The 23,955-nt window shown below is 50.4% G+C and carries 23 protein-coding genes and 1 tRNA gene; 5 read left to right on the top strand and 19 right to left on the bottom strand.

Going from position 1 to position 23,955, the window contains the following annotated elements:
* Window positions 1–18: 18 nt before the first annotated feature.
* The 7 genes from cmk to xerD form a co-directional block, all read right to left on the bottom strand.
* Window positions 19–729 carry a (d)CMP kinase gene (gene cmk, locus QZT94_RS07750; protein ID WP_296762160.1) on the bottom strand — a complete coding sequence of 237 codons (711 nt, stop codon included), beginning with the start codon at window positions 727–729 and terminating at the stop codon, window positions 19–21.
* Between the two features lie 121 nt (window positions 730–850).
* Window positions 851–1,981: a prephenate dehydrogenase gene (locus QZT94_RS07745; RefSeq protein WP_296762162.1), complete on the bottom strand. Its 1,131-nt coding sequence runs from the start codon at window positions 1,979–1,981 to the stop codon at window positions 851–853.
* A gap of 10 nt (window positions 1,982–1,991) precedes the next feature.
* Window positions 1,992–2,858 carry a pseudouridine synthase gene (locus QZT94_RS07740; protein WP_296762164.1) on the bottom strand — a complete coding sequence of 289 codons (867 nt, stop codon included), beginning with the start codon at window positions 2,856–2,858 and terminating at the stop codon, window positions 1,992–1,994.
* 52 nt (window positions 2,859–2,910) lie between these two features.
* On the bottom strand, window positions 2,911–3,483 hold the full coding sequence (locus QZT94_RS07735) for an SMC-Scp complex subunit ScpB (RefSeq protein WP_296762166.1): 573 nt from the start codon (window positions 3,481–3,483) through the stop codon (window positions 2,911–2,913).
* Window positions 3,467–4,336 (bottom strand): ScpA family protein, encoded by an 870-nt coding sequence (locus QZT94_RS07730; protein ID WP_296762168.1) that lies wholly within the window; start codon window positions 4,334–4,336, stop codon window positions 3,467–3,469. The genes QZT94_RS07735 and QZT94_RS07730 overlap by 17 nt, the downstream gene beginning before the upstream one ends.
* Window positions 4,337–4,351: 15 nt before the next feature.
* Window positions 4,352–5,218 carry a ParA family protein gene (locus QZT94_RS07725; protein WP_296762208.1) on the bottom strand — a complete coding sequence of 289 codons (867 nt, stop codon included), beginning with the start codon at window positions 5,216–5,218 and terminating at the stop codon, window positions 4,352–4,354.
* A 446-nt stretch (window positions 5,219–5,664) separates the two neighbouring features.
* Entirely contained in the window at window positions 5,665–6,618 is a 954-nt protein-coding gene (gene xerD, locus QZT94_RS07720; RefSeq protein ID WP_296762171.1) for a site-specific tyrosine recombinase XerD, read from the bottom strand.
* Window positions 6,619–6,742: 124 nt separating this feature from the next.
* Here xerD and QZT94_RS07715 point away from each other — a divergent pair, with 124 nt between their 5' ends.
* Entirely contained in the window at window positions 6,743–7,030 is a 288-nt protein-coding gene (locus QZT94_RS07715) for a YciI family protein (protein ID WP_296762173.1), read from the top strand.
* Window positions 7,031–7,163: 133 nt separating this feature from the next.
* On the opposite strand, the gene QZT94_RS07710 is transcribed toward QZT94_RS07715, so the two are convergent.
* From QZT94_RS07710 to QZT94_RS07685, 6 genes are all read right to left on the bottom strand, one after another.
* Window positions 7,164–8,447 (bottom strand): DUF4143 domain-containing protein, encoded by a 1,284-nt coding sequence (locus QZT94_RS07710; protein ID WP_296762175.1) that lies wholly within the window; start codon window positions 8,445–8,447, stop codon window positions 7,164–7,166.
* 307 nt (window positions 8,448–8,754) lie between these two features.
* Window positions 8,755–9,501 carry an AAA family ATPase gene (locus QZT94_RS07705; RefSeq protein ID WP_296762177.1) on the bottom strand — a complete coding sequence of 249 codons (747 nt, stop codon included), beginning with the start codon at window positions 9,499–9,501 and terminating at the stop codon, window positions 8,755–8,757.
* Between the two features lie 42 nt (window positions 9,502–9,543).
* Window positions 9,544–11,307 carry a hypothetical protein gene (locus QZT94_RS07700; RefSeq protein ID WP_296762180.1) on the bottom strand — a complete coding sequence of 588 codons (1,764 nt, stop codon included), beginning with the start codon at window positions 11,305–11,307 and terminating at the stop codon, window positions 9,544–9,546.
* Between the two features lie 143 nt (window positions 11,308–11,450).
* Complete coding sequence (gene ychF / locus QZT94_RS07695; protein WP_270626835.1) at window positions 11,451–12,545, bottom strand: redox-regulated ATPase YchF; 1,095 nt, start codon at window positions 12,543–12,545, stop codon at window positions 11,451–11,453.
* Window positions 12,546–12,598: 53 nt separating this feature from the next.
* Window positions 12,599–14,050: an alpha/beta hydrolase-fold protein gene (locus QZT94_RS07690; protein WP_296762184.1), complete on the bottom strand. Its 1,452-nt coding sequence runs from the start codon at window positions 14,048–14,050 to the stop codon at window positions 12,599–12,601.
* Between the two features lie 8 nt (window positions 14,051–14,058).
* Entirely contained in the window at window positions 14,059–15,063 is a 1,005-nt protein-coding gene (locus tag QZT94_RS07685; RefSeq protein WP_270626839.1) for a 4-hydroxy-3-methylbut-2-enyl diphosphate reductase, read from the bottom strand.
* Between the two features lie 107 nt (window positions 15,064–15,170).
* On the opposite strand from QZT94_RS07685, the gene xseA reads away from it, so the two are divergent.
* Together xseA and QZT94_RS07675 are read left to right on the top strand one after the other, a co-directional pair.
* Entirely contained in the window at window positions 15,171–16,457 is a 1,287-nt protein-coding gene (gene xseA, locus QZT94_RS07680; RefSeq protein WP_296762187.1) for an exodeoxyribonuclease VII large subunit, read from the top strand.
* On the top strand, window positions 16,450–16,665 hold the full coding sequence (locus tag QZT94_RS07675) for an exodeoxyribonuclease VII small subunit (RefSeq protein WP_072509731.1): 216 nt from the start codon (window positions 16,450–16,452) through the stop codon (window positions 16,663–16,665). The genes xseA and QZT94_RS07675 overlap by 8 nt, the downstream gene beginning before the upstream one ends.
* A gap of 51 nt (window positions 16,666–16,716) precedes the next feature.
* Here the strand turns inward: QZT94_RS07675 and greA are convergent, their stop codons facing one another.
* Together greA and QZT94_RS07665 are read right to left on the bottom strand one after the other, a co-directional pair.
* Window positions 16,717–17,193: a transcription elongation factor GreA gene (gene greA / locus QZT94_RS07670; RefSeq protein WP_296762189.1), complete on the bottom strand. Its 477-nt coding sequence runs from the start codon at window positions 17,191–17,193 to the stop codon at window positions 16,717–16,719.
* A gap of 130 nt (window positions 17,194–17,323) precedes the next feature.
* Window positions 17,324–18,016: a hemolysin III family protein gene (locus QZT94_RS07665; RefSeq protein WP_296762191.1), complete on the bottom strand. Its 693-nt coding sequence runs from the start codon at window positions 18,014–18,016 to the stop codon at window positions 17,324–17,326.
* A gap of 128 nt (window positions 18,017–18,144) precedes the next feature.
* Between QZT94_RS07665 and QZT94_RS07660 the strand changes: the two genes are divergently transcribed.
* Window positions 18,145–18,909, top strand: a complete 765-nt coding sequence (locus QZT94_RS07660; protein WP_296762193.1) for an isoprenyl transferase — start codon at window positions 18,145–18,147, stop codon at window positions 18,907–18,909.
* Between the two features lie 27 nt (window positions 18,910–18,936).
* On the opposite strand, the gene QZT94_RS07655 is transcribed toward QZT94_RS07660, so the two are convergent.
* The 4 genes from QZT94_RS07655 to QZT94_RS07640 form a co-directional block, all read right to left on the bottom strand.
* Window positions 18,937–20,388 (bottom strand): AI-2E family transporter, encoded by a 1,452-nt coding sequence (locus QZT94_RS07655; RefSeq protein ID WP_296762195.1) that lies wholly within the window; start codon window positions 20,386–20,388, stop codon window positions 18,937–18,939.
* Between the two features lie 225 nt (window positions 20,389–20,613).
* Window positions 20,614–21,111: a hypothetical protein gene (locus QZT94_RS07650; RefSeq protein WP_072509735.1), complete on the bottom strand. Its 498-nt coding sequence runs from the start codon at window positions 21,109–21,111 to the stop codon at window positions 20,614–20,616.
* Between the two features lie 80 nt (window positions 21,112–21,191).
* Window positions 21,192–22,133: a Bax inhibitor-1/YccA family protein gene (locus tag QZT94_RS07645; RefSeq protein WP_072509736.1), complete on the bottom strand. Its 942-nt coding sequence runs from the start codon at window positions 22,131–22,133 to the stop codon at window positions 21,192–21,194.
* Window positions 22,134–22,289: 156 nt separating this feature from the next.
* Window positions 22,290–22,363: transfer RNA gene (locus QZT94_RS07640), tRNA-Leu, on the bottom strand.
* Between the two features lie 143 nt (window positions 22,364–22,506).
* On the opposite strand from QZT94_RS07640, the gene nhaA reads away from it, so the two are divergent.
* Window positions 22,507–23,868 (top strand): Na+/H+ antiporter NhaA, encoded by a 1,362-nt coding sequence (gene nhaA, locus QZT94_RS07635; protein WP_296762198.1) that lies wholly within the window; start codon window positions 22,507–22,509, stop codon window positions 23,866–23,868.
* Window positions 23,869–23,955 lie beyond the last annotated feature (87 nt).

Below are 23,955 nucleotides of genomic sequence, written 5' to 3'. Positions count from 1 at the left end.
GGACAGTTTGGCGAAACTCTAGGCGTGGCGCGCCTTGAAAACCCGCCCCACAATGGCAACCACGGCTTCTAGGGTTTCCTCTTCGCTTAAGTCAGAAGAATCCAGCAGCTCAACTCCGGGAGCAGGCGTAGTGAAATTATTTACCTGTGAGTCAGCCAGGTCACGAGCGCTTACCGCGTCTGTTCCCACACCTAATTGACCCTGACGACGCTGCTGGCGTACCTGTTCAGAGGCAGTAAGCAGAATCTTTACGTCCGCATCTGGGGCAACCACAGTAGTGATGTCACGACCTTCGGCAACAATCCCCCGTCCAGATTCTTGAGCAGCTTTTATTAGCTGACGTTGTCGAGCAATCATTTGTTGTCGAACGCCTGGCACTGCGCTCACCCGGCTGACCATATTGGTAACTTGCTCGCTGCGCAGCAAAGCGGTTACATCCCTTCCATTAATGAGGACGCGAGGAGCGTGCGGAACGTCCTCTACCTGCAGGGGAATACTTGCAGCTAGCATCGCAAGAGCTGCCGGGTCGTTAAGGTCGGTTCCCTGCTGTAGCGCATACCAGGTCAAAGCGCGATACATCGCACCAGTATCCAAAAAGCGCGTACCTAGCTCTGCAGCCGATAGGCGCGCAATTGTAGACTTGCCTGCACCACTAGGCCCATCAATGGCAATTACCAAGCCAGCGCCGAGAATCTGCTGGCTAACATATTGTGAACCGTCACCTGACATAGCGTTACAACCCTTCTGAAACCATCTTTAGCAAGATGCCTAAATATATCAGATACCTTTTGATAATAAGCTATCTTCGCCTTTTGTTACAGTTTATTGGAGATTACCGGTGGGCTCCATTCTAAAAAGACACTATTTCCCAGCCTTTAACCGCCAGTTTTTCTGCCAGTAAATTTGCGGCGTTAGGTTCTATAGCCAGGCGTGCCACCCCAAAGGCAGCCCCCGGAGAATGTTCCAGTTCCAGATCCTCGATATTGATACCGGTATCGCCCACAGCTTGAAAAAGTCGCGCCAAACTCCCAGCTATATCGGGAACTTTAACCATTACTTCCTGGTAACGCCGCGGCGCTCCCCCATGTTTACCCGGAATCCGCGCTACCCCCAAGTTTCCTTGCCGCATAGCTAAAGTTACCGCTCCCACCAAGCTCGGGGAAGGAAATGCAGCTCCCGGATGTTCGAGGGCGTGCAATACTTGCTGCATATCATCGGCAAAACAACGTAAAACTTTCGCCACGTGCTCGCCGTTACCGGCAATAATAGCTGCCCAGAGCGCCGGATCGGAAGAAGCAATCCGGGTAGTATCGCGCAAACCCTGTCCTGAAAGCCCTAAAGACTCTAGCGGAGCTTTCGCCAGTTGCGCTGCCAACAGGGAAGAAACCAGTTGTGGAACATGGGAAACTAAAGCCACAGATTGATCATGAGTTTCCGCATCTAACTGTAGCGGCATAGAACCTACATCCAAGGCCAAAGTACGCATCGCCAGCACCGCCTCAGCGCTGGTGTGTTCGCTGGGCACTACCACCCAAGGACGCGATTCAAATAAATCTTCGCGGGCAAAGGCAGTGCCAGAACGTTCCCTCCCCGCCATTGGATGCGAGCCCACGTAACGGGAAATATCCGCCCGCGCCTCTTTAATTTCCGTTAGAATCACGGCTTTTACCGAAGCAACATCGGTCACCAGCGATTCGGGAAACTCCTTTAACGCCGATATTACCTGTCTAGCTGCCACATCAGGCGGGGTAGCTACCACCACCAGGGCAGGTGATGGGCAGTTTTCGTCCCATTGAATACCAGCGCCCATATCGCAAGCCAAAGCGGTAACCACCGGAGAAATATCTCGTAAAAAGACCTTCACTCCCAGTTTACTAAGCCGCATTCCCAGGGAAGCTCCCAGCAAACCGACCCCAATAATCAATACCGGTCCGGTAGTTCCCACCTGCGAGTTAGCAAGGTTTGTTTTCAGGTTCTCCATAGCTTACAGCTTAAAGGTCTACGCTTTTCATTAGCACACTTAACTCGGGTTTTGAAAGTGTGCGGGTTGCTCCCAGCGGTAGATTCCCCAGTTTAACTGTTCCATGACCTATCCGAGATAGTTCCATTACCGGCGCGCCTACACTGTCAAGCATTCTGCGAACAATCCGGTTACGACCTAGATGTACTTGTAGCTCAACTAGAGTTAAACCTCCGTGAGATCCTTTGATAGTTACCCTATCGGCTCTGGCAAACCCGTCCTCCAGCATGATTCCCTCACGCAGTTTTTGCGCACTTTTCCCGGTAAACTTACCTTTCACGGTAGCTAAATAGGTTTTCGGCACTTCCCAGGAAGGATGGGTTAGCCGGTTCGCAAGCTCACCATCATTGGTGAGCAGCAATAATCCAGAGGTGTCTATGTCTAAACGCCCCACATGAAACAGCCGTACCCGGTAATCAGACAAAAAACGGGTAAGGTCGTGGGGGTCACCCCGCAGGGACGATTCCACCCCGGTAGGTTTATTTAGGGCGATGGTTAGGCGGGAATCATCAATAAGCACCGGTTGTCCATCTACGTGAATCATTACCTGTTCTGGATTCACTTTAGAACCAAGTTCGCGCACCACTTTGCCGTTTACTTTTACCCGCCCGCTAACAATCAATTTCTCACAGGCGCGCCGAGATGCTACCCCGGCAGCAGCCAAAACCTTCTGAAGCCGCTCTTTTTTGGGAGCCCCCTGTACTTGCGCGGGTTTTAGCGGCGAGGTTTTCTCCGCCGGGAGCGACCGTCGAGCCGGAGCCAATGGGATATCCCCAATAGGACGTCCTAAGCGGTCAACGCCCTCATCACTTTTCTGATACGAGTTCAGATCGCTCAATTAATTTCTCCTATATTTTCCTAAACTGCCCTTATCCTATCGCGGAGCCAAATTAATCTTTTAGTCGCGCCTCTAATTCGTCTAATTCTTCCCTCGCGGGCAGGTGCGGAGCCAAAGGAGGTAACTGCTCGAGGCTGGTAAGACCCATTCGCTCTAAGAAAGTAACAGTAGTGCCATACAGCACCGCCCCTGAAGGCACCCTATCTACTTCCTGAATCAAGTCATGGGCAAGCAAAGTCCGTACCACCCCATCTACGTTCACTCCCCTAATACCGGCAATTACGGAACGCGAAACCGGCTGCCGGTAGGCAATCACCGCCAAGGTTTCTAATGCCGGACCAGATAGTTTGGAGGTTCCTCCCTGAATTAAAAATCCGGAAATAATCTCTTCTTGCGCAGCCGCCGAATATATTCGCCAGCCTCCCCCCACGTTACGTAGAACGAATCCGCGAGCGCGTCCCGTCTGCCCTGAATACTCCGCAGATAAATAGTTCAAAGCGTCCTGTACCTGCTCTGGGCTAGCCGAAACGGCCTCGCACAGGCGCTCTAAACTGACTGGCTCAGCGGAAATAATCAAAATTGCTTCCAGGGCGGCAAGCAGCTGTTCATCATGGTTTATTGTCATTTACCGCTCCATAATCATCGAAACTAAGGTTCGTAAAATCCGGAATTTGGTCAGTTTCCAAAGTTATATAGAGCTCTCCGAGAGCTTTTTCTTGACTTAAATCCACGCAGCGGTGTCGGTAAAGCTCCAATAAGGCCAAGAATCTGGTCACCATTTCGGTCGGGTTCTTCGCGGAGCGGGTGAGCTCTTTAAAACTAGCTTTACCTGCCATAGAGAGTTCTTTCACCAAAATTTGGGCTTGTTCCGCCAGGGAAGCCTGGGGCAAGTGCAGATGGGACAGGGATACTTCAGGAGGACGGCGGGTGAAGGCTTCAGCGGCGGCGCGGGCTAAATCTTCGGGGGTGAAACTAATGCGCAGGGGTGGCAAAAGGCGCGCGAACTTTTCCGGTAACGGGACTTCTCTAGGATAGTAGGCTCTGCTTTCTCCAATGCGTTCACCAAAGTAGTCGGCAACTTCTTTATAGGCTCGATATTGCAATAATCGCGAAAATAGTAGGTCACGTGCCTCAAGATATTCAGGATCGAGTTCTTCGGCTTCTTCTCCGGGTAGCAACTGGCTGGCCTTGATGTTGAGCAAAGTTGCCGCAATTTCTAGGAACTGGGAGGCTTGCGATAAATCCGGAAATGCTTGCATATAGGCAATAAACTCATCGGTTACCTGCGCTATCGCTACCTCGGTAATATCCAGCTTATTTTTAATAATCAGGGTCAGCAGTAAATCTAAAGGTCCGGAAAAAACCTCTAAATCCAGCTCGAACCGGGGAACTTTGGGGGAATCGATTACCGAGGAATCTGGTACCGAGGACGCAGCTAGAGCATTTCCTGCGGGAGTGACGCTAGCCTGTTCAGTCATAGTGAAATAGGCTCTTTAGGCCGCGTCACCACGAGCAATAACCTCGCGCGCTAGCTGACGATAGGCGGCAGCTCCCGCGTGTGAGGGGGCAAAAGTAGTAATCGGTTCAGTCGCCACCGAGGCATCTGGGAACTTTATCGTGCGGCGAATAACGGTTTGATAGACCAGGTCACCGAATGCTTCTTGTAGGCGTTCCATTACTTCGCGTGAATGTAGGGTGCGGGTATCGACCATGGTGGCTAAAATCCCATCAATTTTAAGTTTCGGGTTAAGCCGGTCACGCACTTTTTCAATCGTTTCTACCAGTAGCGCTACCCCGCGCAGGGCGAAAAATTCGGTTTCCATGGGAATCATTACCCCGTGGGCAGCGGTCAGAGCATTAACGGTCAATAGCCCCAGGGAGGGCTGACAGTCAATCAAAATCACATCGTATTTTTCACTGACCGTATGGAGAGCGCGCGCGAGTGCCATTTCCCGGGCAACCTCGTTCACCATTTGAATCTCAGCTGCCGATAAATCTATATTGGCGGGAGCTAAGTCCATACCGGGAATCGACGTGGGACAGATAACCTGATCTATGGTTACGTTTCTATCTAAAAGCACATTGTAGATGGTGGCATCGAGGTCGTTGCCGTTTACCCCCAAACCGGCTGTGGCCGCGCCTTGGGGATCGAAATCTACAATCAACACCCGCCGCCCATATTCAGCGAGGGCAGCCGCCAAGTTAATGGTGGTTGTAGTCTTACCCACTCCACCTTTTTGATTACACATAGCGATAATCCGCGCCGGACCATGCGACTGTATAGGCGCAGGCGCGGGGAATTGCGTATCTTTCGGGGTTGGCGGGGGTATCAAACCGGGTTGAATCTCACTCACTCTTATAACAATATGACAACCGGAGAAAAATTGTTACCAAGCGGCGTTCTCGTAGCCTGTAATCTCCCCTCGCTCGGTACCGTGAAATGTAAATCTCACTACCCGCATAGAAAAGACGCAGGCGAAAATAACCACGTTGGTAGAGACTTAAATGCAGTAATGCTCTCCCAAATACTCTAACTAACTTGCGGGAATGTGGAGCTAAGACCTGATTCGAGCAGTGGCACACAGTGCGGAGATTATTCTTTCTGAGTAGCTGCGGCGCAGGTAAGACATAATGCTCAGATATTACCCGAGTAGGTACGGTGACGTCCTGTGCGGGGAAATTATTTTATCCGAGTAGGTGCGGTGGGCATAAAGTCTGGGAAATACCGCGGTATTTCCCAGACTTTGGGCGGGAGGAAAAATATTTTCGCCGCACTACCCCGCGCCCCGGTAACCGGCACTAATCGCTACCGAGCACGCGGATGGGTTTCTTGGTACACCTCGCGTAACAATGTGGCGGTTACCTTGGTATATATCTGGGTGGTAGTTACATTCACGTGACCGAGTAATTCCTGCACCACCCTAACGTCCGCCCCGCCTTCTAACATATGGGTGGCAAAAGAATGCCGCAGGCTGTGGGGGGAAACCGTCGTTTTTATGCCCGCTTTTTCTGCGCCCTTGCGAATAATATTCCAGGCACTTTGCCGCGATAGGCGCCCTCCCCGCAGATTCAAAAACAGTGCCGAACTACCCCGACCTTTTTGGGCTAGTCCCGGACGGGCACGCACCAGATAGGCTTCTAAGGCTTTAACCGCGTATTCTCCTAGCGGCACCAGGCGCTGCTTATTGCCTTTACCGGTTACGGTCACCAGGGTAATCGGATTTTCCCCTGCATCTTCTGCCTCCCTGCCAGCTAGTATCCCTAAATCGTCTACATCGAGGGCGCATACTTCACTCACCCTAGCTCCCGACGCATACAGGGTTTCCAGTAGTGCCCGCGAGCGCAAAGAGGCGGGATCTTCCCCACTAAAGGCTTCCAGTAAAGCGCGGGTTTGCGTGATAGTTAGTGCTTTGGGCAGTGGACGCGCTAAGCGGGGATTCTCTAGGTTTTCGGTCGGGTCTGCGCCACTTAGGCGCTCGTTTTGCGCGAAGCCGTGGAATCCGCGCAGGGAGGCCAGGAGTCGGGCGATTGAAGATGCAGCTAGCGGGTTTTTCCCGTCTTCCCCGGCTGCGGACGCCTGTAAGAATGCCTGCAAAGTGTCCGGGGTGATTTCCGCTAAAGCATAAATGCCGCTGCCTGCTAAATACTGGTGGTAACGTGCCAGGTCACGCCGATAGGAGCCGACAGTGTTGTTTGATAATCCTCGTTCAATCGCCAGGTGATCTAAATATGTTTCGCTCGCCTGCTCGATTTCGTCCATAGGGCTATTTTAGAGGGAGCAGCCACTTTTATTTGAGCGCCACCGGTGACAAAAGCGGTTTTCCGGCATCAGTTTGCCACCAAGGTGATAATAGAATCATCGTTGATTTTAGGAGTGATGATTTATGGCGTTATTCGCGATTGAATACTTTTATGACTCGACTGCTGCCGAAAAAATGGATGAGGTGCGTCCTGACCACCGCGCGCATCTGCGCGACCTGCATTCTCAAGGCATAGTAAAACTGGTGGGTTCTTGGGTAAATGATTCCCAACCCGGCGCGCTAATCGCGGTGGAAGCTGAATCTGGCGAGGACGCCCTAGCCGTCTTAGCGGAAGATCCCTTCTTCTTGGCGGGTTTCATTACGAGTCGCAAAGTACATCAGTGGAATGTAATTATCGGGGAAATCGCCTAGTCAGATTCCTGTTAGCGGAATCTGGATTTAACTCCGGCAGCTGGTACGCCCTCTAATTGCTTTCTTTCGCGCGAGCTGAAGGATTTTATCCCTGCCACCTCTGTGCATAAACTGCTGCCAGGATGCAGAACTGTTAAGGCTTGAGGGAGGTGGCCGGAAGTATGTAGATTCCGGTTTCTTTATCCTGCATTACGGCTTGCAGGTGTCCGACGATAATCCCCATTACTTTCGGTTTCTTTTTCGCGTAGCGGTAGAAACGAGTAAGACTGGTTATTGCGTCTTTGATGCTGCCATCACTTAATTTAATTTCAAAAGCCGCATAGTCGCCATTCTTAAATTCGAGGATGGCATCAACTTCATCACCAGAAACGTTGTCGCGGAAATGGAAAAGATGCCCTTCGTGATAGTCGGCATAAATTCGTAAATCTCGTTCCACGAGTGCCTCAAATAGTAGTCCAAAAGTTTCATGGTCATGCAGCAGTTTTTCAACACTCAGACCTAGGCTTGCACAACAAAGGGAAGGATCCACCAGATGCCTTTTCGCGGCTTTCCCAATTCTTGCTGAGGAACGGTAATTAAGACTGAAGGCTTCTTGATTTGCGGTCAGATATAAACTATCGAGGACGCTGAGGTAATCTGCGATGGTTGCACGACTTTCGATTAACTCATCTTGGTTTTCATATTCTTCGATATCTTTAACCAGGGTTTTGTTTCCGACTAAAGTTGATTCATTCCTGGAAAGCGAACGTAAAAGCATACGCATCTTGTGCGGATTACGTTTCCTTCCTGCCCCTTCATGCATATCTTTAGTTACCAAAGAATCAATATAACTCTCGGGAATAACTGCGCAATCTTCCTCCGCCATATCGATGTTTTCTGGCCACCCCCCTCTCACGATGAGGCGGGCAAGTTTTTCCAGGTTCACATCGCCCACGTATCCCGTTTTAACCGTTCCTTGCAATAGGCTAGACAGAGATACTTCTCCGGTGGAATCACCTGATTCATACAGACTCATAGGATGCATGCGCAGGGTTACTATTCTTCCTACCCCAGAGTGGAATACCTTGTGCTCACCTTCATTGACTTTCAAAGCGGTTGAACCAGTCAGGAGAAATTTCCCTTTTTTCCGATCCGTGTCACACTCATGCCGTACTGCATCCCAAATCTCGGGAACAATCTGCCATTCATCAATCAATTGAGGACTTTGATGAGTAAAAATGTATTTGGGATTAACCCCTGCCAGGTCACGCTGACTTCGATCCGTTAGATAACTCACGCTATTTGCATGCGCCAAGCTTGTCCAGGTCTTTCCGCACCACTTCGGTCCCTCAACACAGACAGCTCCGAAGATGTTTAAGTATCTTGCGATTTTTTCGTCAATAAGTCTTGACCGATATCCTGGTTTTATTAAGCTCATTACCCCACCTCTAAAAGAAGTCTACCTGGGCATTGAGCACTTTTCAAGCAATTCATTGTGCACTTTTCAGAGAATTTGTTGAGCACTTTTCAAGCAATTCACTGAGCACTTTTCAGAGAATTGTTCCTATGAGTAGTCAGAGGATTACTACCTCCCTGCTAACGCATTACGTTATTAACGCTAGACGTTAAATTTGAATTCGACTTTATTCCCTTGGCTATACGTGCACTCTGACCTCAAACGAAGACACGCTCTGGCTCACCTCTGAGATCAATTACAGCAAATACCCTCACACGCAAAAACTTGGTTACGACTGGTATTTCTTCACTCTCTTCAGCCATTTTGCAATGACTTCAATTTCGTCCTCTAGCTCTTTGACATCCGGTGGAACGTAATTAAGTTCAGGATGAGGATCGTGCCGTGACGCCCACCCAGAGATGCGACTGTAGGAGTCATCATAGGTTTTCACGTCTTCTTCTGTTACACGACCAATGATTCGCAGTTTCCCAACTCGGACTTCTAAAGATTTATAGTCAACCAGTGGCTCGGCGATAACCTGGCTGATTATGCGCTCCCAGGTCTGCGACATGTGGCCTGCAATATCTTGGGTTGCTCGCAGATAGTCCGCCTCACTCATCCCCTTCTCATTGCGGCGCAAAGTCGCAACTTTCTCCCGGAGAGCATTGACACGTTGGGCAGCATCCTTCGCGGTCCAGGGATGGTGCAAAGTCGTGTAACCTGGCCCCAATTCCCTCCGTTTTTCAATGCCTCGTGTAGCAAATTTGACACTGGACTCGTCTGCCGCTTTATGCAGGAACATGGTGAAGGCTACGTCATGCGTGAACACCACAACTTGCCTATTTTTAGCTAGCTCTACGATGCGCCTCGCAACAGACTCGCGCTTCATATGGTCAAGGGAAGAAACCGGATCATCGAAAAACAGAGCCGACTTACTCGCGTCGAAGTGAGCCTCTGTGAGAAAACCTGCAAAACCGAGTGAGGTCTGTTCCCCTTCAGATAAGACATGCTCGAGCCTTCCACGATGGGCACCCACCAAATCTGCCTTGTGGAGTAGAGTTCCTTTTTGGGCTCTGGTTCATCCGAACGTGACGCGTTCCAGGCCGAGCTTCTTCGCCTCGCGCGTGAAGTATTGGCTCGCCTCCCCAGTTACGTATTTCTGGGTGAGTTCTTTCACCTTCTCAGTGATTTGACGAGAGTTAGTCTCCGAAAGTCTTTCATCGAGCTTCGCCAACTCCTGAAGTCTAGTTCGTTCCGTTTCTATAAGTTGCCGCCCGTCCCGCATCGCAATCTGATCACGCAGTTGGCATTCTCTCGACTTTGCTTGGGCCAGTTTTTGTTTGAAACTCTCTGCGTCCACTTTTTTGCCTTGTTCACGGCAGGAAGCGGCTTCTTTACGCAGAGCAGAGACAGCGACAATAACCTCAACACGTTTCGGCTTTCCGTCAGACAATAGTGCGAACTTACGATTATCTAACACCTCTATTATCGAATCAATTTTTTCCGTATCGATCTCTGCAATGTGCTTTAACTTCTCAATAGCCCTTTGCACAGTGGCTGGTTCGACCTCTACTCCGTCAATTTCCTTCCTAAAGGCAGCTGCCTTTTCCTGTGCAGCTTGTGCTTCTTGAGCCGTCGTGTCCATGACAAACTGTTGGAATCTCATAAGACGTTCTGCGGCATCAGTGCCTAGCGCCTGTTGGCACAGAACACAGACTGCCCCGTCAGTGGTATGTGGGAAGTCGTGATTCCGATAAGCCACCTTCGAATATGATTCCGCTGCCCTCCACAGTGCCTTCCATGCCTGTGACCCAACTTCGCTCAGGGGCTCTTTGTTGTCGAACGCCTCAGACGAGGCAAGATCCGCTGCCCTCTGCGCAGTTTCAGCCTTCTCGGTCAGCTCTCTCAGCTGCGTCTCGGCTTGAACTCCAATATTTTTGTCGATCTCCTCCAAATGATCAGCGATCAAATCGAGAGCCTCAGCTGCCTCTTTCAGACGATCTCTTTCTTTAGTTGGATCGATTTCTCGAAGGCGAGAAACCTCTTTCATCTGTTTCTCAAGGAGCTCAGCCACGTCGGATGGGCAGGCGACTGCTGCTGTCAACTCATCGTCCGTTGTAGCAGCATTCAGCCCTTTAAGGAACTTCTCTCCAGCACTCCCTACGCTAACCTCAGGCAGAGGTCCACTATTGCTTTTCTGTTCCTTCCACTTCGAAAGCACTTTATGCACACCGACACATACCTTCCCGAGCTCCTCCAATAGCTGCACAGCCGAGGGACGGTAAGAAATCTCCGTTTCTTTGGTCAGGTAGGTATCTCCGCAGTGCTCGTCATAGAAGGCAACGCGACTGAAGTCAGGGTCAGCCGATTGGCCTAACTGGGCCGTTCTCTCAGTATCGCCAACCTGAAAAATGACTTTACCTGACGGGGAATCATCCGTATCAGCGAATACATCAGGGAGAATGTCACCCTTATGGCGCGCACGAACTATTGAACGAATCACCCGGGCATAACCGGACTTACCACTACCGTTGTTTCCAAACACCACGGTGAGACCATCTGGTTCAAATGTAAGTTCTTGGTCAGCGGCAAGGCGATTAACATTCGTGAGTTCTTTCACCGCAACTATGCGAACCGACTCATCTTTTGTTGTCTCTGAAGGTACGAGTTTTGCAAACCAACCACCATTAGGCGCCGACTCAGGTTCTTGGAGCAAGCTTTTTGCGATCTCCTCATAGTCTTGCTCATCAAGAGGCCCTTCGGTGGCCATACGAGCCAAAGCCTTCTGTTGCCACCAAGGTCTCGACACTGCCCATTGCAACACATCCTCGTAAGCTGTCATCTATGCGCTCCCTCACTCGTCGCTACACAGGGAGAAGAAATGCTTGGCGTATTGCAAGCCTGCAGGCCGTAGTTTCTGCAACAACGCCCTCGGTCTCATGCATTGGCGTACTCTCCTCGCTCACGGCGACGTCTCCGCTCGTCCTACTTCTTCCCCCCAGACGTAAGCCCCGTGCGGAACTCGACTACGTCTCCGTCTTGCATCACGTAGTCTTTGCCCTCTTGGCGCAGCTTTCCGGCCTCACGCGCAGCGTGAATCGAACCCAGTTCCACTAGCTCATCAAACCCGATAATCTCGGCTTTAATGAATCCCCGTTCGAAATCACTGTGAATTACCCCGGCGGCTTGGGGGGCTGTCCAGCCTTTACGAATCGTCCAGGCGCGGGACTCTTTTTCCCCAGCCGTCAAATAAGTTTGCAACCCCAAAGTATCGAAACCCACCCGGGCTAACTGGTCAAGACCGGACTCGCTTTGCCCGGACTCTTCCAGCATTTCCCGCGCGTCCTCTTCATCCAGTTCTACTAGATCCGCTTCAAACTGGGCATCTAAGAAAATCGCTTTCGCTGGCGCAACTAGATTCTCTAATTCTTGGCGTTGCCCCTCATCGAGTAACTGATCCGCATCCATATTGAACACGTAGATGAACGGCTTCAAAGTCATCAGTTGGAATTCTTTCAGCAGTTCTTTATCCAGTTCATCGTGGGCAGATAGCAGCGCTCCGTCCTCTAAAATCGCCTGGGCTTTCTTTACTTCTGCCAGTACTTCCGGTTCGGTTTTGCGCCCTCGGACTTCCTTTTCTAAGCGGGGAACCGCTTTTTCTAGAGTCTGCAGGTCGGCGAGAACCAGTTCGGTAGAAATAGTTTCAATATCGGAAGTCGGATCAATCTTGCCATCTACGTGCACCACGTCGGGGTCGCTAAACACCCGGGTTACCTGGCAAATCGCGTCAGCTTCCCTAATGTTTGCCAAAAACTGGTTACCGAGTCCCTCCCCTTGGGAGGCGCCCTTCACGATTCCCGCAATATCAACGAAAGAAACCGTGGCGGGCACAGTTTTCGCCGAATTAAACATTTCGGTTAGTTTTTTCAGGCGTGGATCCGGCAGCGGGACCACCCCCACGTTGGGGTCAATAGTCGCGAACGGATAATTCGCTGCTAATACGGTTGCGCGGGTGAGCGCATTGAACAAAGTTGATTTACCAACGTTAGGTAATCCTGCAATCCCAATTGTTAAAGCCACGTCTCTACCTTATCTAAGCGTTAAAGCCGGGGGAAAATCACTACCTCGCCAACCTAGACCGCGCCATTGATAGTGCGAATTATTTCGGCAATCGAAGTATAGAACTCCCCTGCCCGATTTATAGGGAGCAGCACCGCCAGTATTACCAGCATCATTGCAGCTACGCACCCTAGCAATGCTCGCAGATAGGACGCACGCGCCGCTTTTTCCATTATCTTTGGCACGAAGCGAACCACGAGCGCCAAAGCCAAGATGGCTATAGCAGCTACGGCAGTAATGGTCCCCAAACCCATCAGTGAAAATACTCCCGGATTTTTTTGCGGGATTAGCGCGGAATCGGCTCCCAAGATTTGCGAAACCTTTGGGGCTTTAGTGGTGCGAATCTGCTGCCACCAGCGGTAAAGGTCGGGCATTTGGTCGCGCCAAGTAGCCCAGTTGTGCCCTCCTTCGGCTTTAACATTCAACTGTAGACGGTCGCCAGGTGCTAACTGCGCCGCGGAGAACGCTTTTGCGATATGGATAGATTCTCTGTCCAATTGCGCCCCAAACACGTACATATCTAATGTCCAAGGGCGCGGCCTGCTTATTAAAGAAGACAAAGTATTATCTTGGAACGTTTTTCCAGAACGCACCCCCCAATTTCCAACAATCGGCTGATCATAGCCAGAAAGTACGCCACTAGCTCCAAAGACATCCCCATATAAAACCCCCAGGCGGGCGGCACAATACGCCCCGGAAGAATTACCGGCAATCATCCAATCCTGACGGTTATCGGAAACATTGGGAAACACCGAGCGAATCATTTTCGGAATATCGAAACTGAGCCAAGTCGCTGTTTGCGCCCCTCGCTGAACATTTGCACAGGTAGGCGCTTTAAGATTCACGTTGCCTTCGGGAATAACCACAATCGTGGGAGCAATTTCCCCCTGGTCAATCGCTTTTTGTAAAGTACCGGAAAAATCTAGGGCGCGAGCAACCGAAACAGGAGAACCGGGATAGCCGTGAATAAACTCTAAAACGTTATAGGTTTTTGAACGGTCTTGCGGGTCATATCCCTCGGGTGTCCACACAATAACCTGCTCTTTTACCCCCGATTTTGGACCGGAAAATACCGTTACTTCTCCGCCCTTAGCGGAAGGCTTGAAACTGGGGAACCACTGTTCTTGACCCGGTAATGCCGAAGCGGTTTGCGGGTTCATTTTCTGTGATTGCGAGGACGCGGAAGCAGTTTTTTTAAGCTCCTCACCCCTTAGGGTATCGGTAATTGTCACCTTGGTTGTTTGCTTATTAGTCAGCATTTCCCACAGCTCAACTGGGCTAGAGAAATACTGCATTGGGCGATTAATAACCAAAGCGATTGCTATTACCTGCACTATCGTCACCAATAGGACTAACCCGGTGGAACGCAGCGCCTTTCCAGGTTTGCGAATCATCTGCGGTAAAGCTAGCAGAGCCCCTACAGCCAGTAGGCAGGAAATAATAACGAATGGTAAAGAAGCTAACACCTATTCTCCTAGCAGGTATGCCCCGGATCGTTTGTGCGCCGACGGTTATTAGTCTTAATTATTCCAGCTTCTGTCAGTTCTTTACGTAAAGGTAAAGGCAGCGCGAAAGTTACTGTTTCCCGGGCAGTTTCTACTTCTTGCACGTCCGCAAAACCCCAGTGGGCAAGTTGCTCCAAAACTTCCTTTACCAGCACTTCCGGTACTGAAGCTCCCGAGGTAACCCCTACAGTTTGCGTCTGACTAAACCATTCTTTTCGCATCTCGGAAGCTGTATCAATCCGGTAGGCGCACTTTGCTCCCCCCTCGAGGGCAACTTCTTTCAACCTCACCGAATTCGAGGAATTTGCCGAACCTACGACAATGACAACCTGAGCGGCTTCCGCAATCTTCTTTACTGCACCTTGGCGGTTTTGGGTAGCGAAACAGATATCTTCACTGGGAGGATCGTTGAGATTTGGGAAACGTTCCCGCAGCTTCTCTACGGTTTGCCTAGTCTCATCTAAACTTAGCGTGGTTTGAGAAAGCCAGACTACTTTTTCCTGGTCGCGCACCTGCACTTGGTTCACGCTCTCTAGATCTCCCACTACCTGAATATGGTCGGGAGCTTCCCCCTGAGTGCCTTCTACTTCCTCGTGCCCAGCGTGTCCCACCAGCACAATGTCATAGTCAGCTTTGGCGAAACGCAGGGCTTCGCGGTGGACTTTAGTCACCAGCGGGCAGGTGGCATCGACGGTTTTAAGTCCCCGACGCTTGGCTTCTTCGCGCACCGCCGGCGATACTCCATGGGCGGAGAACACTACCCTTGCTCCGGCAGGTACTTCATCTAGTTCGGTCACAAAACGCGCACCTTTAGCGCTCAATTGCTCTACCACAAACTTGTTATGCACGATTTCTTTACGCACATAAACCGGCGCACCATAGAGAGCCAACGCTTTTTCTACCACGTCAACCGCGCGATCTACTCCCGCGCAGTAGCCACGCGGAGCCGCTAGAAGCACTTTCTTTTCTGCCACATATATATCCTACTAAGGTATTATGCCTGATGCCCATCGGCTAAACACTGTTTATACCGCAGAGCTCATCTATGCTAGCGACCCGAAGTTGCCGATACAATAAAGCGGTGCAAACAAATCAGTCCCAGCCCGGCATCTTGCTTGCCCCCACTGCGGCGCAAACTACCCGCGATAATCCCTGGCCACTCTCGCTGCTGACCCAAAATATAAAGAAATATGTCAGCCGGATGTCTCGGCTTTGGGTATGCGGGCAGGTAGTGGAATATAAGCCCCGCCCCGGCTCTCGGATGGCGTTTTTTGTACTGCGAGACACAAAAGAAACCACCTCGATGACAGTGAAATGTTTCCCTACCGTGCTAGACCAGGTGGGAAGCGATTTTTCTGAGGGCGCGCAGGTAGTAGTGCTCGCCAAACCTGACTTTTATGAAGGCTCGGGGTCTCTATCCTTATTTGCTAACGAAGTGCATACAGTGGGAGTTGGTAATCTACTGGCTCAGATTGAGCAGTTACGGAAAAAGCTAGCGGCAGAAGGTCTATTTTTAGAGACAAAAAAGCAGCCCTTACCGGCGATTCCGGGCAAAATTGGTTTAATCGTAGGGCGCAACGCTAAAGCCAAACAGGACGTGATGGTAAATGCTTTGGCTCGTTGGCCACTTGCCGAGTTTGAGGTGCGGGAAGTGGCAGTGCAAGGGCTCACCTGCGCCCAGGAAGTAACCCGGGCTTTACAAGAGCTGGACTTTCTGCCCGAAGTGGAAGTGATTGTGATTTCCCGCGGCGGCGGAGCGGTGGAAGATTTGTTGCCATTTTCTGAGGAATCTTTGGTGCGGGCAGCAGCGGCGGCGCGCACCCCCCTAGTTTCCGCTATCGGGCATGAAGAGGACGCTCCCCTGCTGGATTTCGTAGCTGACTATCGGGCTTCTACCCCTACTGATGCTGCCCGGAGGATTGTGCCTGATTTACACGAAGAAACCTTGGGGCTGGAAAATGCGCGTAGCCGTTTACGCACCCTAATATCCGCCCTCCTCGATCAACATCTCGGACAGTTAGCTAGTTTTAGGGCGCGACCGGTTATGGCTGATCCGGCGGCTGTAATTGCCGCGCAAGAGCAATCTTTAGCATTAGCTAGTCAGCATCTACGTTTTCGTTTTGAAACCAGCCTACAAAATCAGGTGACCTCACTTAATGGATGGAAAGATGCTCTGAAAGCATATTCTCCGCAAGCTATTTTGGAACGTGGGTACAGCATTTTGCGTTCCCCGTCCGGAAGTGTAATTAACTCGGTTTCACAGGTTAATAAAGGTGATTTGCTCGAAGCCATTTTCTCTGATGGAAGCGCAGTTACAAAAGTTTTTGGCACCAATGCGAAAACCACTCCAGGAGGTAAAAATGAGTGAAACAGACTCTCAGATTCCGGTATCGGAGCTGTCGTATGAACAAGCCCGCGAGCAGTTAGTGTCAGCTATTGGGCAGCTAGAGGCTGGTAAACTGGGATTAGAGGAATCCTTGGAGGTTTGGCAGCGCGGAGAGGAACTAGCTAAACACTGCCAAGCTTTTCTTGATCGGGCTAAAGCCCGTCTAGATCAGGTAAAACAGGCGGATTAGCCCCTACAGCATCTATTTGTTATGACAGTAGGGGCATACCCGACGGCGCCCCTACTGGTAGGGGGTTACTTCTAATAGCTCTACTTTAATTTTCTTGCCATTGGGCGCTTCATAATCTACGCTTTCGCCTACCTTATGTCCCATTATGGCTTTTCCTAAGGGAGCATCTGGGGAATAAACATCCATTTCAACATCGGGGCTGGCTTCCCGTGACCCCATCAGGAATGTTACTTCACGGCGTCCTAAAGTAGCTTTTACTACCATTCCAGGCTCGACTATGCCGTCATCTGCTGGAGGCTTGCCAACTTCGGCGTTTTCAATAATCTCTTTTAACTGTAAAATGCGGGTTTCATTCCAGGATTGTTGTTCGCGCGCGGCGTGGTAGCCACCGTTTTCTTTTAAGTCTCCCTCTTGACGGGCTTCATCGATGCGACGAGCGATTGCTGGGCGTTCCACTTCTTCGAGGTTGCGCAGTTCGTCTTGCAGACGATCATAAGATTCTTGGGTCATCCAGGTCTTGTCTGCCATATTGTTCTCCTAAGCTCATATACAAAAGACTGACCGCGCCGAGCGCGGTCAGTAAATAGCAGTTTTCAGTCTAACAAATCGCGGTAACGCTGGCTATTAATTTTGCTGGTTGCAAAATGGCAGCTAAGCACTAGGACAATACTGCGAAATAGGCGGCGATACAGATACACACCCAGCCCGCTACCGTTCCACTGTGGAATATCTCGTGATAGCCAAAATATTTTGCGTCTCTACCCGGCCAGCGAATCCCGTAAAAAATTGCCCCAATTGAATAACACAGCCCCCCGGCAATGAGCAGCCAGATAACCGCCCATCCCCCGGCTATGAGGATGGGGTTCATATACCACAGCGCTACCCACCCTAGAAGAATATAGATGGGGACATATACCCAGCGAGGAGCATTAACCCAAAAAACTGATAGGAAAATACCAAGTAATGCCCCTAGCCATACTATTAATAGTAGATGGGTAGTTTGCGATTTGTTTAGTAGGGATACCGCTATTGGGGTATATGACCCGGCAATCAGCAAGAATATATTACAGTGATCGAGGCGTCTCATCACCCCATAGCCCCGCCTGCCCCAAGGGATCCGGTGATATAGGGCGGAAACCCCAAATAACAGCAAAGAGCAAACTAGAAAAACCGCACACGCCCACCGTTTTTCCACGTTATCAGCAAGACAAAGCATAACTATTGAGGCTGCTAAAGCAAGCGGTGCGGTTCCGGCATGAATCCAGCCCCGCATTTTAGGTTTGTAACCGTAAGCATCTTTCCTATCCACTTCGGATAGTTGATTTTTTTGGGTTTCGCTTTTGCTTTGCACTGTCCCCTCCTGAGCTGGTGAAAACTTTATGCAATCATCAATAACCTACGGTAGTGTAACTTATAGAGGGTGTCAAACATCTCCTAGGCGGGGTAAAATCCTAATGTCTACCTCATAAAGGAGCGAGATTGAGCCACCTAAGTAACCTGGTATATCGCCTATATGCCCGCAACCTAGAGAAAGCGCTGCCCACCGAGTCGCTGCCGCGTCATGTGGGAGTAATTCTCGATGGTAATCGGCGCTGGGCTCGTCAAATGGGTGCTAAATCTGAAACCGGTCATAAGGTTGGAGCTGATAAAGCACTAGAGTTCCTGGGGTGGAGTGAAGAGGTAGGTATCCAGCTAGTAACTCTCTGGATGCTCTCAACAGACAACCTCCGTCGTTCCGGAGAGGAATTAGACAAACTCTTTGACATAATCTGCGCAGTAGTAGAGCAGATTTCATCCCAGGGGCATTGGCATCTGCGTTTACTGGGAAACCTATCCCTCTTACCAACATCGGTACAACAGCGCCTAAGCCAGGCAGTAACCAACTCTTGCCAGGACTCCCCCCTAACCGTAAATATCGCAGTCGGTTACGGAGGAAGAGAAGAAATAACCGAGGCGGTACGCGATTTACTAGTTGAAAAAGCCAGTTCAGGGACAGATTTACAATCCGTAGCCGAGAACCTGTCAGTAGATGAGATTACCTCTCACCTCTATACTGCCGGTCAGCCCGACCCGGATTTAGTTATCCGCACCTCTGGTGAACAGCGTCTTTCCGGGTTTCTCCTATGGCAATCTACCCATTCTGAATACTATTTCTGTGAAGCGTTCTGGCCAGACTTCCGCAAGATTGATTTCTATAGGGCGCTGCGTGATTTCGCTTTACGCGAGCGTCGCATGGGAAAATAACCCCCGCTGCGCATTAGCTGTTTCCCGTCAGTCTTTAGAGTTCCCCTCAGACCCCTCGCCCTTAGTCATAGCTACCTTTTGGGAGTGTATCGTATCTTCAATTTTCTTTTGGGCTCCTACCTCAAAATCGGTTTTAGCATCTCCCGGAACAGTCTGGTTCGGATCGGAACTAGCGAACTCGCTGAGCGCATCCTGAATCTGCAACTGTACTTTTTCAGCTTTTTTGGCATGTTCATAAGGAGTTTTATTCTCACCATTCTTTTCGGCCAGAGCCTTTGCCTCCCGAGCCTCAGATAGATTTTGGTCACTGGGACGAGAGGATTCTGCAAGTTCTTTATCTAGCAAACCAGGAGGTCCTCCCGGTCTATCTTGCTGATAGTTGAGGCGGATAAAGCTGTCATATCCTTTCAGGTAGAGCACCGTAGTATTTATAAACGCCAGCAACGGTACCGCAAATACGGCTCCAATGATTCCTACAGATGCCCCGCCAGCTGCAACCGCCAATAGAACCGCTACTGGATGCAAACTGACCGCATTAGACATTAATGCTGGTTGAAGCAGATTTGATTCCAATTGCTGCACAACCAGGATAATAATCACCATCACTACCGCGGTAGTAAACCCTTTATCAACCAGGGCAATTGCTACTGCCATCATGCCAGAGATGATAGCGCCCAAAATAGGCACGAACGCAGCCAAGAAAACCAGCATCCCCAAGGGAATCGCTAAAGGAACCCCGATAATAAAGGCTCCTCCCCCAATACCAATCGCATCAATAGCAGCAACTAGACATTGAGTGCGGGTATACGCCCCCAAAGTAACCCAACCGCGAATGGCGGCTTCGTTCAAAGGATTGCGTGCCGACCGGGGTAAAAGACGTAAAAACCATTGCCAAATCTTTCTTCCGTCCTTAAGAAAGAAGAATAGGCAGAATAACGCGGTAAGAAGCCCGGTAAAGGCGGAGGCCACAGCCGACATAGTGCCCAGGGCATTACTGGCAAGCCAGGAGGCGTTCTTACGGGCATAATTTTGGATTTGCTCTTGGGCTTGTGCCCATAGGTCAGACACCGTGTTGGTATCAAGTTGCAAAGGACCGGTAGCTAACCATTGAATCCCCTCATCAATGCCGTCTTTAGTGCGCGAAACCAAGTTCGGAAGTTCCGAAGCAAGCTGGGTAGTAGCCACCGAAATCATCGCGGTAACTACCCCCAAACCGATAAGCAAGGTTACGGTTGCCGCCAGAGTACGCGGAAAATGTAGTTTAATAAACAGCAGTCGCAAAAGCGGCTCTAAAAGCACAGCTAGCAAAACGGCGATTGCCGCCGGAACCACTATTATTTGAATTTTGCTAATTACAAAAACTAACCCGGCGAACGCGCCAGCAATCACCAGCATCCGCCATGACCAATCTGCTGCTACCCGCAGGGTGAGAGGAACCGCAGTTTCTTGCGGGGTAGCTTCCCTGTCGTTTTCTTTCATCTGCGGCATTTCCTTGCGATAAGAGGGCATTTCGGGATGTGGTGCGGACGACTTATTCCTTGCCGAGGACAGTGAATCCACTAGATTTCTGGCTGTTTTGGTAAAGCGTTCAAGACGAAAGGTCATAGTTAAAGGGTATCAGCGCCTCCGACCCTATTAGTAAAGCAGCAGATAACAGCGATACTATTAACCGCTGTAGGAACTAATTCTTGAGTGGCAACGGGGCTAGCGGGTCATACGAGAAATGAATTGCCCCGACTCTTCGTCTATTAAACTCAAGCCGTCCATAGTGAAACCATTAATTCGCAAAAATCTGCGCTTTAGCTGGTCAGAGCGCAGCACCCAAATCTGTGCGGGAGTATCGTGATCAAGTACATAGTCCAGTAAACGTTGAGCTACTTGCGGTGAATAGAATTGCTCAATCACCCCAAAAAAGGCAATATCCAGGTCGCGGGGAGCCGGTCCTAAGTTATGGTCGTTTAGAGAAGACTTTCTTACATAAGCCATTCCCACTACCTGCCTACCCCGCGAAGCAAAAGCAATAGCGCGCCCTTTAGTTTGCAAAATCTGCTCATGCCAATAGCCAACTAAAGCCTCTTCGGTATATTTTTCCCAAAACGATTCTGGAGCCGCATGACCGATAGTCTCGGTGAGAATCTGGTAGTGTGCCATAGCTGCACCGGCAGCATCAACCAGAGTTGGGGTTCTCACAATCACCGACATGGCAGATTCCTTTCAACAAAAAATGGGGGCAGCTACTACTTATTTATATAGCAGCTGCCCCCATAAACAGAGCAATTAAGCTAGTTATCTCGAAGAATAGCGATAATCCGCAAAATCTCGACATAGAGCCACACCACGGTGACCATAATCCCTAGGGCGCAGCTCCAAGACATTTCTTTATCGACTCCCAGACGCACGCCCTCGCGAACCATATCAAAATCTGAGATTAGTGACATTGCGCCGAAAATCACTGCAAATAGCCCCACCAGCAGTCCTAAGGGTAGCCCGAATAGCGTGATTTGATCCAAGTTGCCAACTGCGCTAGCTGGGGTGAGCACCGCCAAAACCATAGCTAGAAGCCGATAAACCACGATTCCTACTATGCCAACCAGCATTATCTTCATGAACTTTGAATTCACCCGCACCAGCCCAGTTTTAAACAGCACCAGGCAGGTTACAAACACCGCGGCCGTACCCAGCAACGCTTGAATCACAATACCCGGGTAGGTGTATTCGAAGAAAGCAGAGATTCCCCCGATAAACAGCCCCTCGAAGAGGGAATAACCCAAAGTAATCGCCGCGGAAGGTTTTTGGCGGAACGAAGAAACTAGCACCAGCGCAAACGCCACCAGAGCGGAGACGGAAGAAATGGTGAGCATAGTTCCGGCATTCGCAGTCAGATCATTTACTCCCCAGAACCACAGCGCCGCAGCGGCTAAAATCATCACCCCGAAACTTGCCCCGGTACGCACCAGCACATCATCCAGGGTCATAGGGCGGGAAATTCTTTGCGCAGCCCCAAGCGGCTCCGCCTGATTGTAGGCAGTCCCATTATTGGCAGTATGAGGGTCATACTCAGATGTCCCCACCGGGGTGGCGCTCTGCGGGTAAACCGGGTTTCCTGCTGAGGTATTCTCTCCATAAGGGGCGTTAGTTCCTACCTGGTACCCAGGCATTTCAGGATACCCGGCAGGGGTGCGGCGCATTTGTTCGCCCACTTGATTCATAACCGGATTTGCCATCTGAATCTCTCTTTCTGTAGGTGTTTGCCGTTTTCCAGTTGCGACTATGGCAGTCCGCCTGCGAAAGCGTCAAAGCCAAGAACACTGTCACTAGAGAAAACGTTAGCGAGTGTTCCTTAAAAAAATCTGGATAAGTTCAGAAAGAAAAATGGAGAGTACCCCCGGTCGGACTCGAACCGACACTGGACTGATTTTAAGTCAGCTGCCTCTACCGATTGGGCTACGGGGGCCTACCAGGATTTTTACCCCGGTAAGACCGGGAATATCAGGTAGGTTTGCTGTTCTTTAGGCATAGCCCGCAGAAAAGCACCACTGTCATATTAAACCTTAGGCGCTGCCGATTGTCGAAACGAATAACCGTTAAAGTAAAGATATGAGCGAAAAACGCGAAGAGAAATTCAAGGTATCCGCTGACAATAAAGCTCAGCGAGATATTCATTACTATCCATTAGAAAAAGATGTTGAAGAGCTGGTTAGTCCCCCTGACTACCAGGATTTAGCGGCTCCCCACCCCAAGGACTACACCGAGAAGGCTCCCCACGGGGTGGCAACCTCGATTAAAAGAATCCTGGCAAACGATATCGTTGCCGGAATGATTTTGGTTTTTGCTGCAATCTTCGCTCTGCTATTAGCGAATGCCCCCTCCCCGGTGCGCGAAGCATATATGGCTCTTTCTAACTTTGAATTTGGCCCCAGTTCGCTAGGACTGCACCTGTCGGTTCATGAATGGGCACAGGACGGCATATTGACTTTGTTTTTCTTTACCGTGGGACTTGAGCTAAAACAAGAGTTCGCGATTGGTTCATTGCATAACATTAGGGTCGCAGCCATGCCGATTATCGCCGCAATATTCGGCATGATTGGTCCAGCCGGTGTCTACCTGATAGGAACTGCGATTTCAGGGGATAATGCCTGGCACGGGTGGGCGATTCCCACCGCTACCGATATTGCTTTCGCAGTGGCAATATTGCAAATCTTTGGTCGCGGTCTGCCGCTAGCTGCGCGTACCTTCTTACTGACCCTAGCGGTTGCCGATGATCTAGGTGGGATTTTAGTAATTGCTATCTTCTACGCCACCGGGATGAACTTTTTATCGCTGCTGCTGGCATTGGTCTGCGCCGCGATTTTCGGTTTCTTAGCCCAAAGACGAATTGGACGCTGGTGGATACTGATTCCTCTGGGCATAGTGACCTGGTATTTCATGTTTGACTCGGGAGTACATGCCACTATTTCCGGGGTGCTGTTGGGAATGACAGTACCCGCCAATCAGCGACCAAATGAGGAAGAACCAGAAACTGAGCGCTTAACCGAGGCCGTTAATCCCTTTAGCGCGGGACTCGCAGTGCCGATATTCGCATTCTTCGCTGCCGGGGTAAACGTAGTGGATGTGGCAGGAGGCCCCCTCAACGTGATTACTCACCCGATAGCAATTTCGGTGATGCTAGCAATGCCGTTGGGAAAGTTCCTGGGTATCTTCGGTTCAGTGGCTTTATTCACCAAGGTTACCCCGCTTACCTTAGGTGAGGGCGTAGGAATGCGCGATGTGCTCCCGATTTCTATAACCGCTGGTATCGGTTTTACGGTGGCACTATTGATTTCCCACCTAGCCTTTAGAGGGGACGCGGAGCTTACCCAAGCTGGCTCCCTCGGGGTGCTAATGGGGACTCTCGCATCGGTGATAATAGCCGCAGTTGCCTTGAAGCTGCGAGTTAAACATCTTAAGGACGCAGAATAAATCTGTTCTGTATCTATTAGCTGACATCTGCTTCTAATCCCCCTAGACTTTACTCTCCAGGTAGCAGCCCTTTTGCTAGGCGGCTAC

The organism is Varibaculum sp. (assembly GCF_008661855.1).
Taxonomy (GTDB): Bacteria; Actinomycetota; Actinomycetes; order Actinomycetales; family Actinomycetaceae; genus Varibaculum; species Varibaculum timonense_A.
The sequence above is the reverse complement of the archived record's forward strand: the minus strand, read 5'-3'. Positions and strand labels throughout refer to the sequence as shown.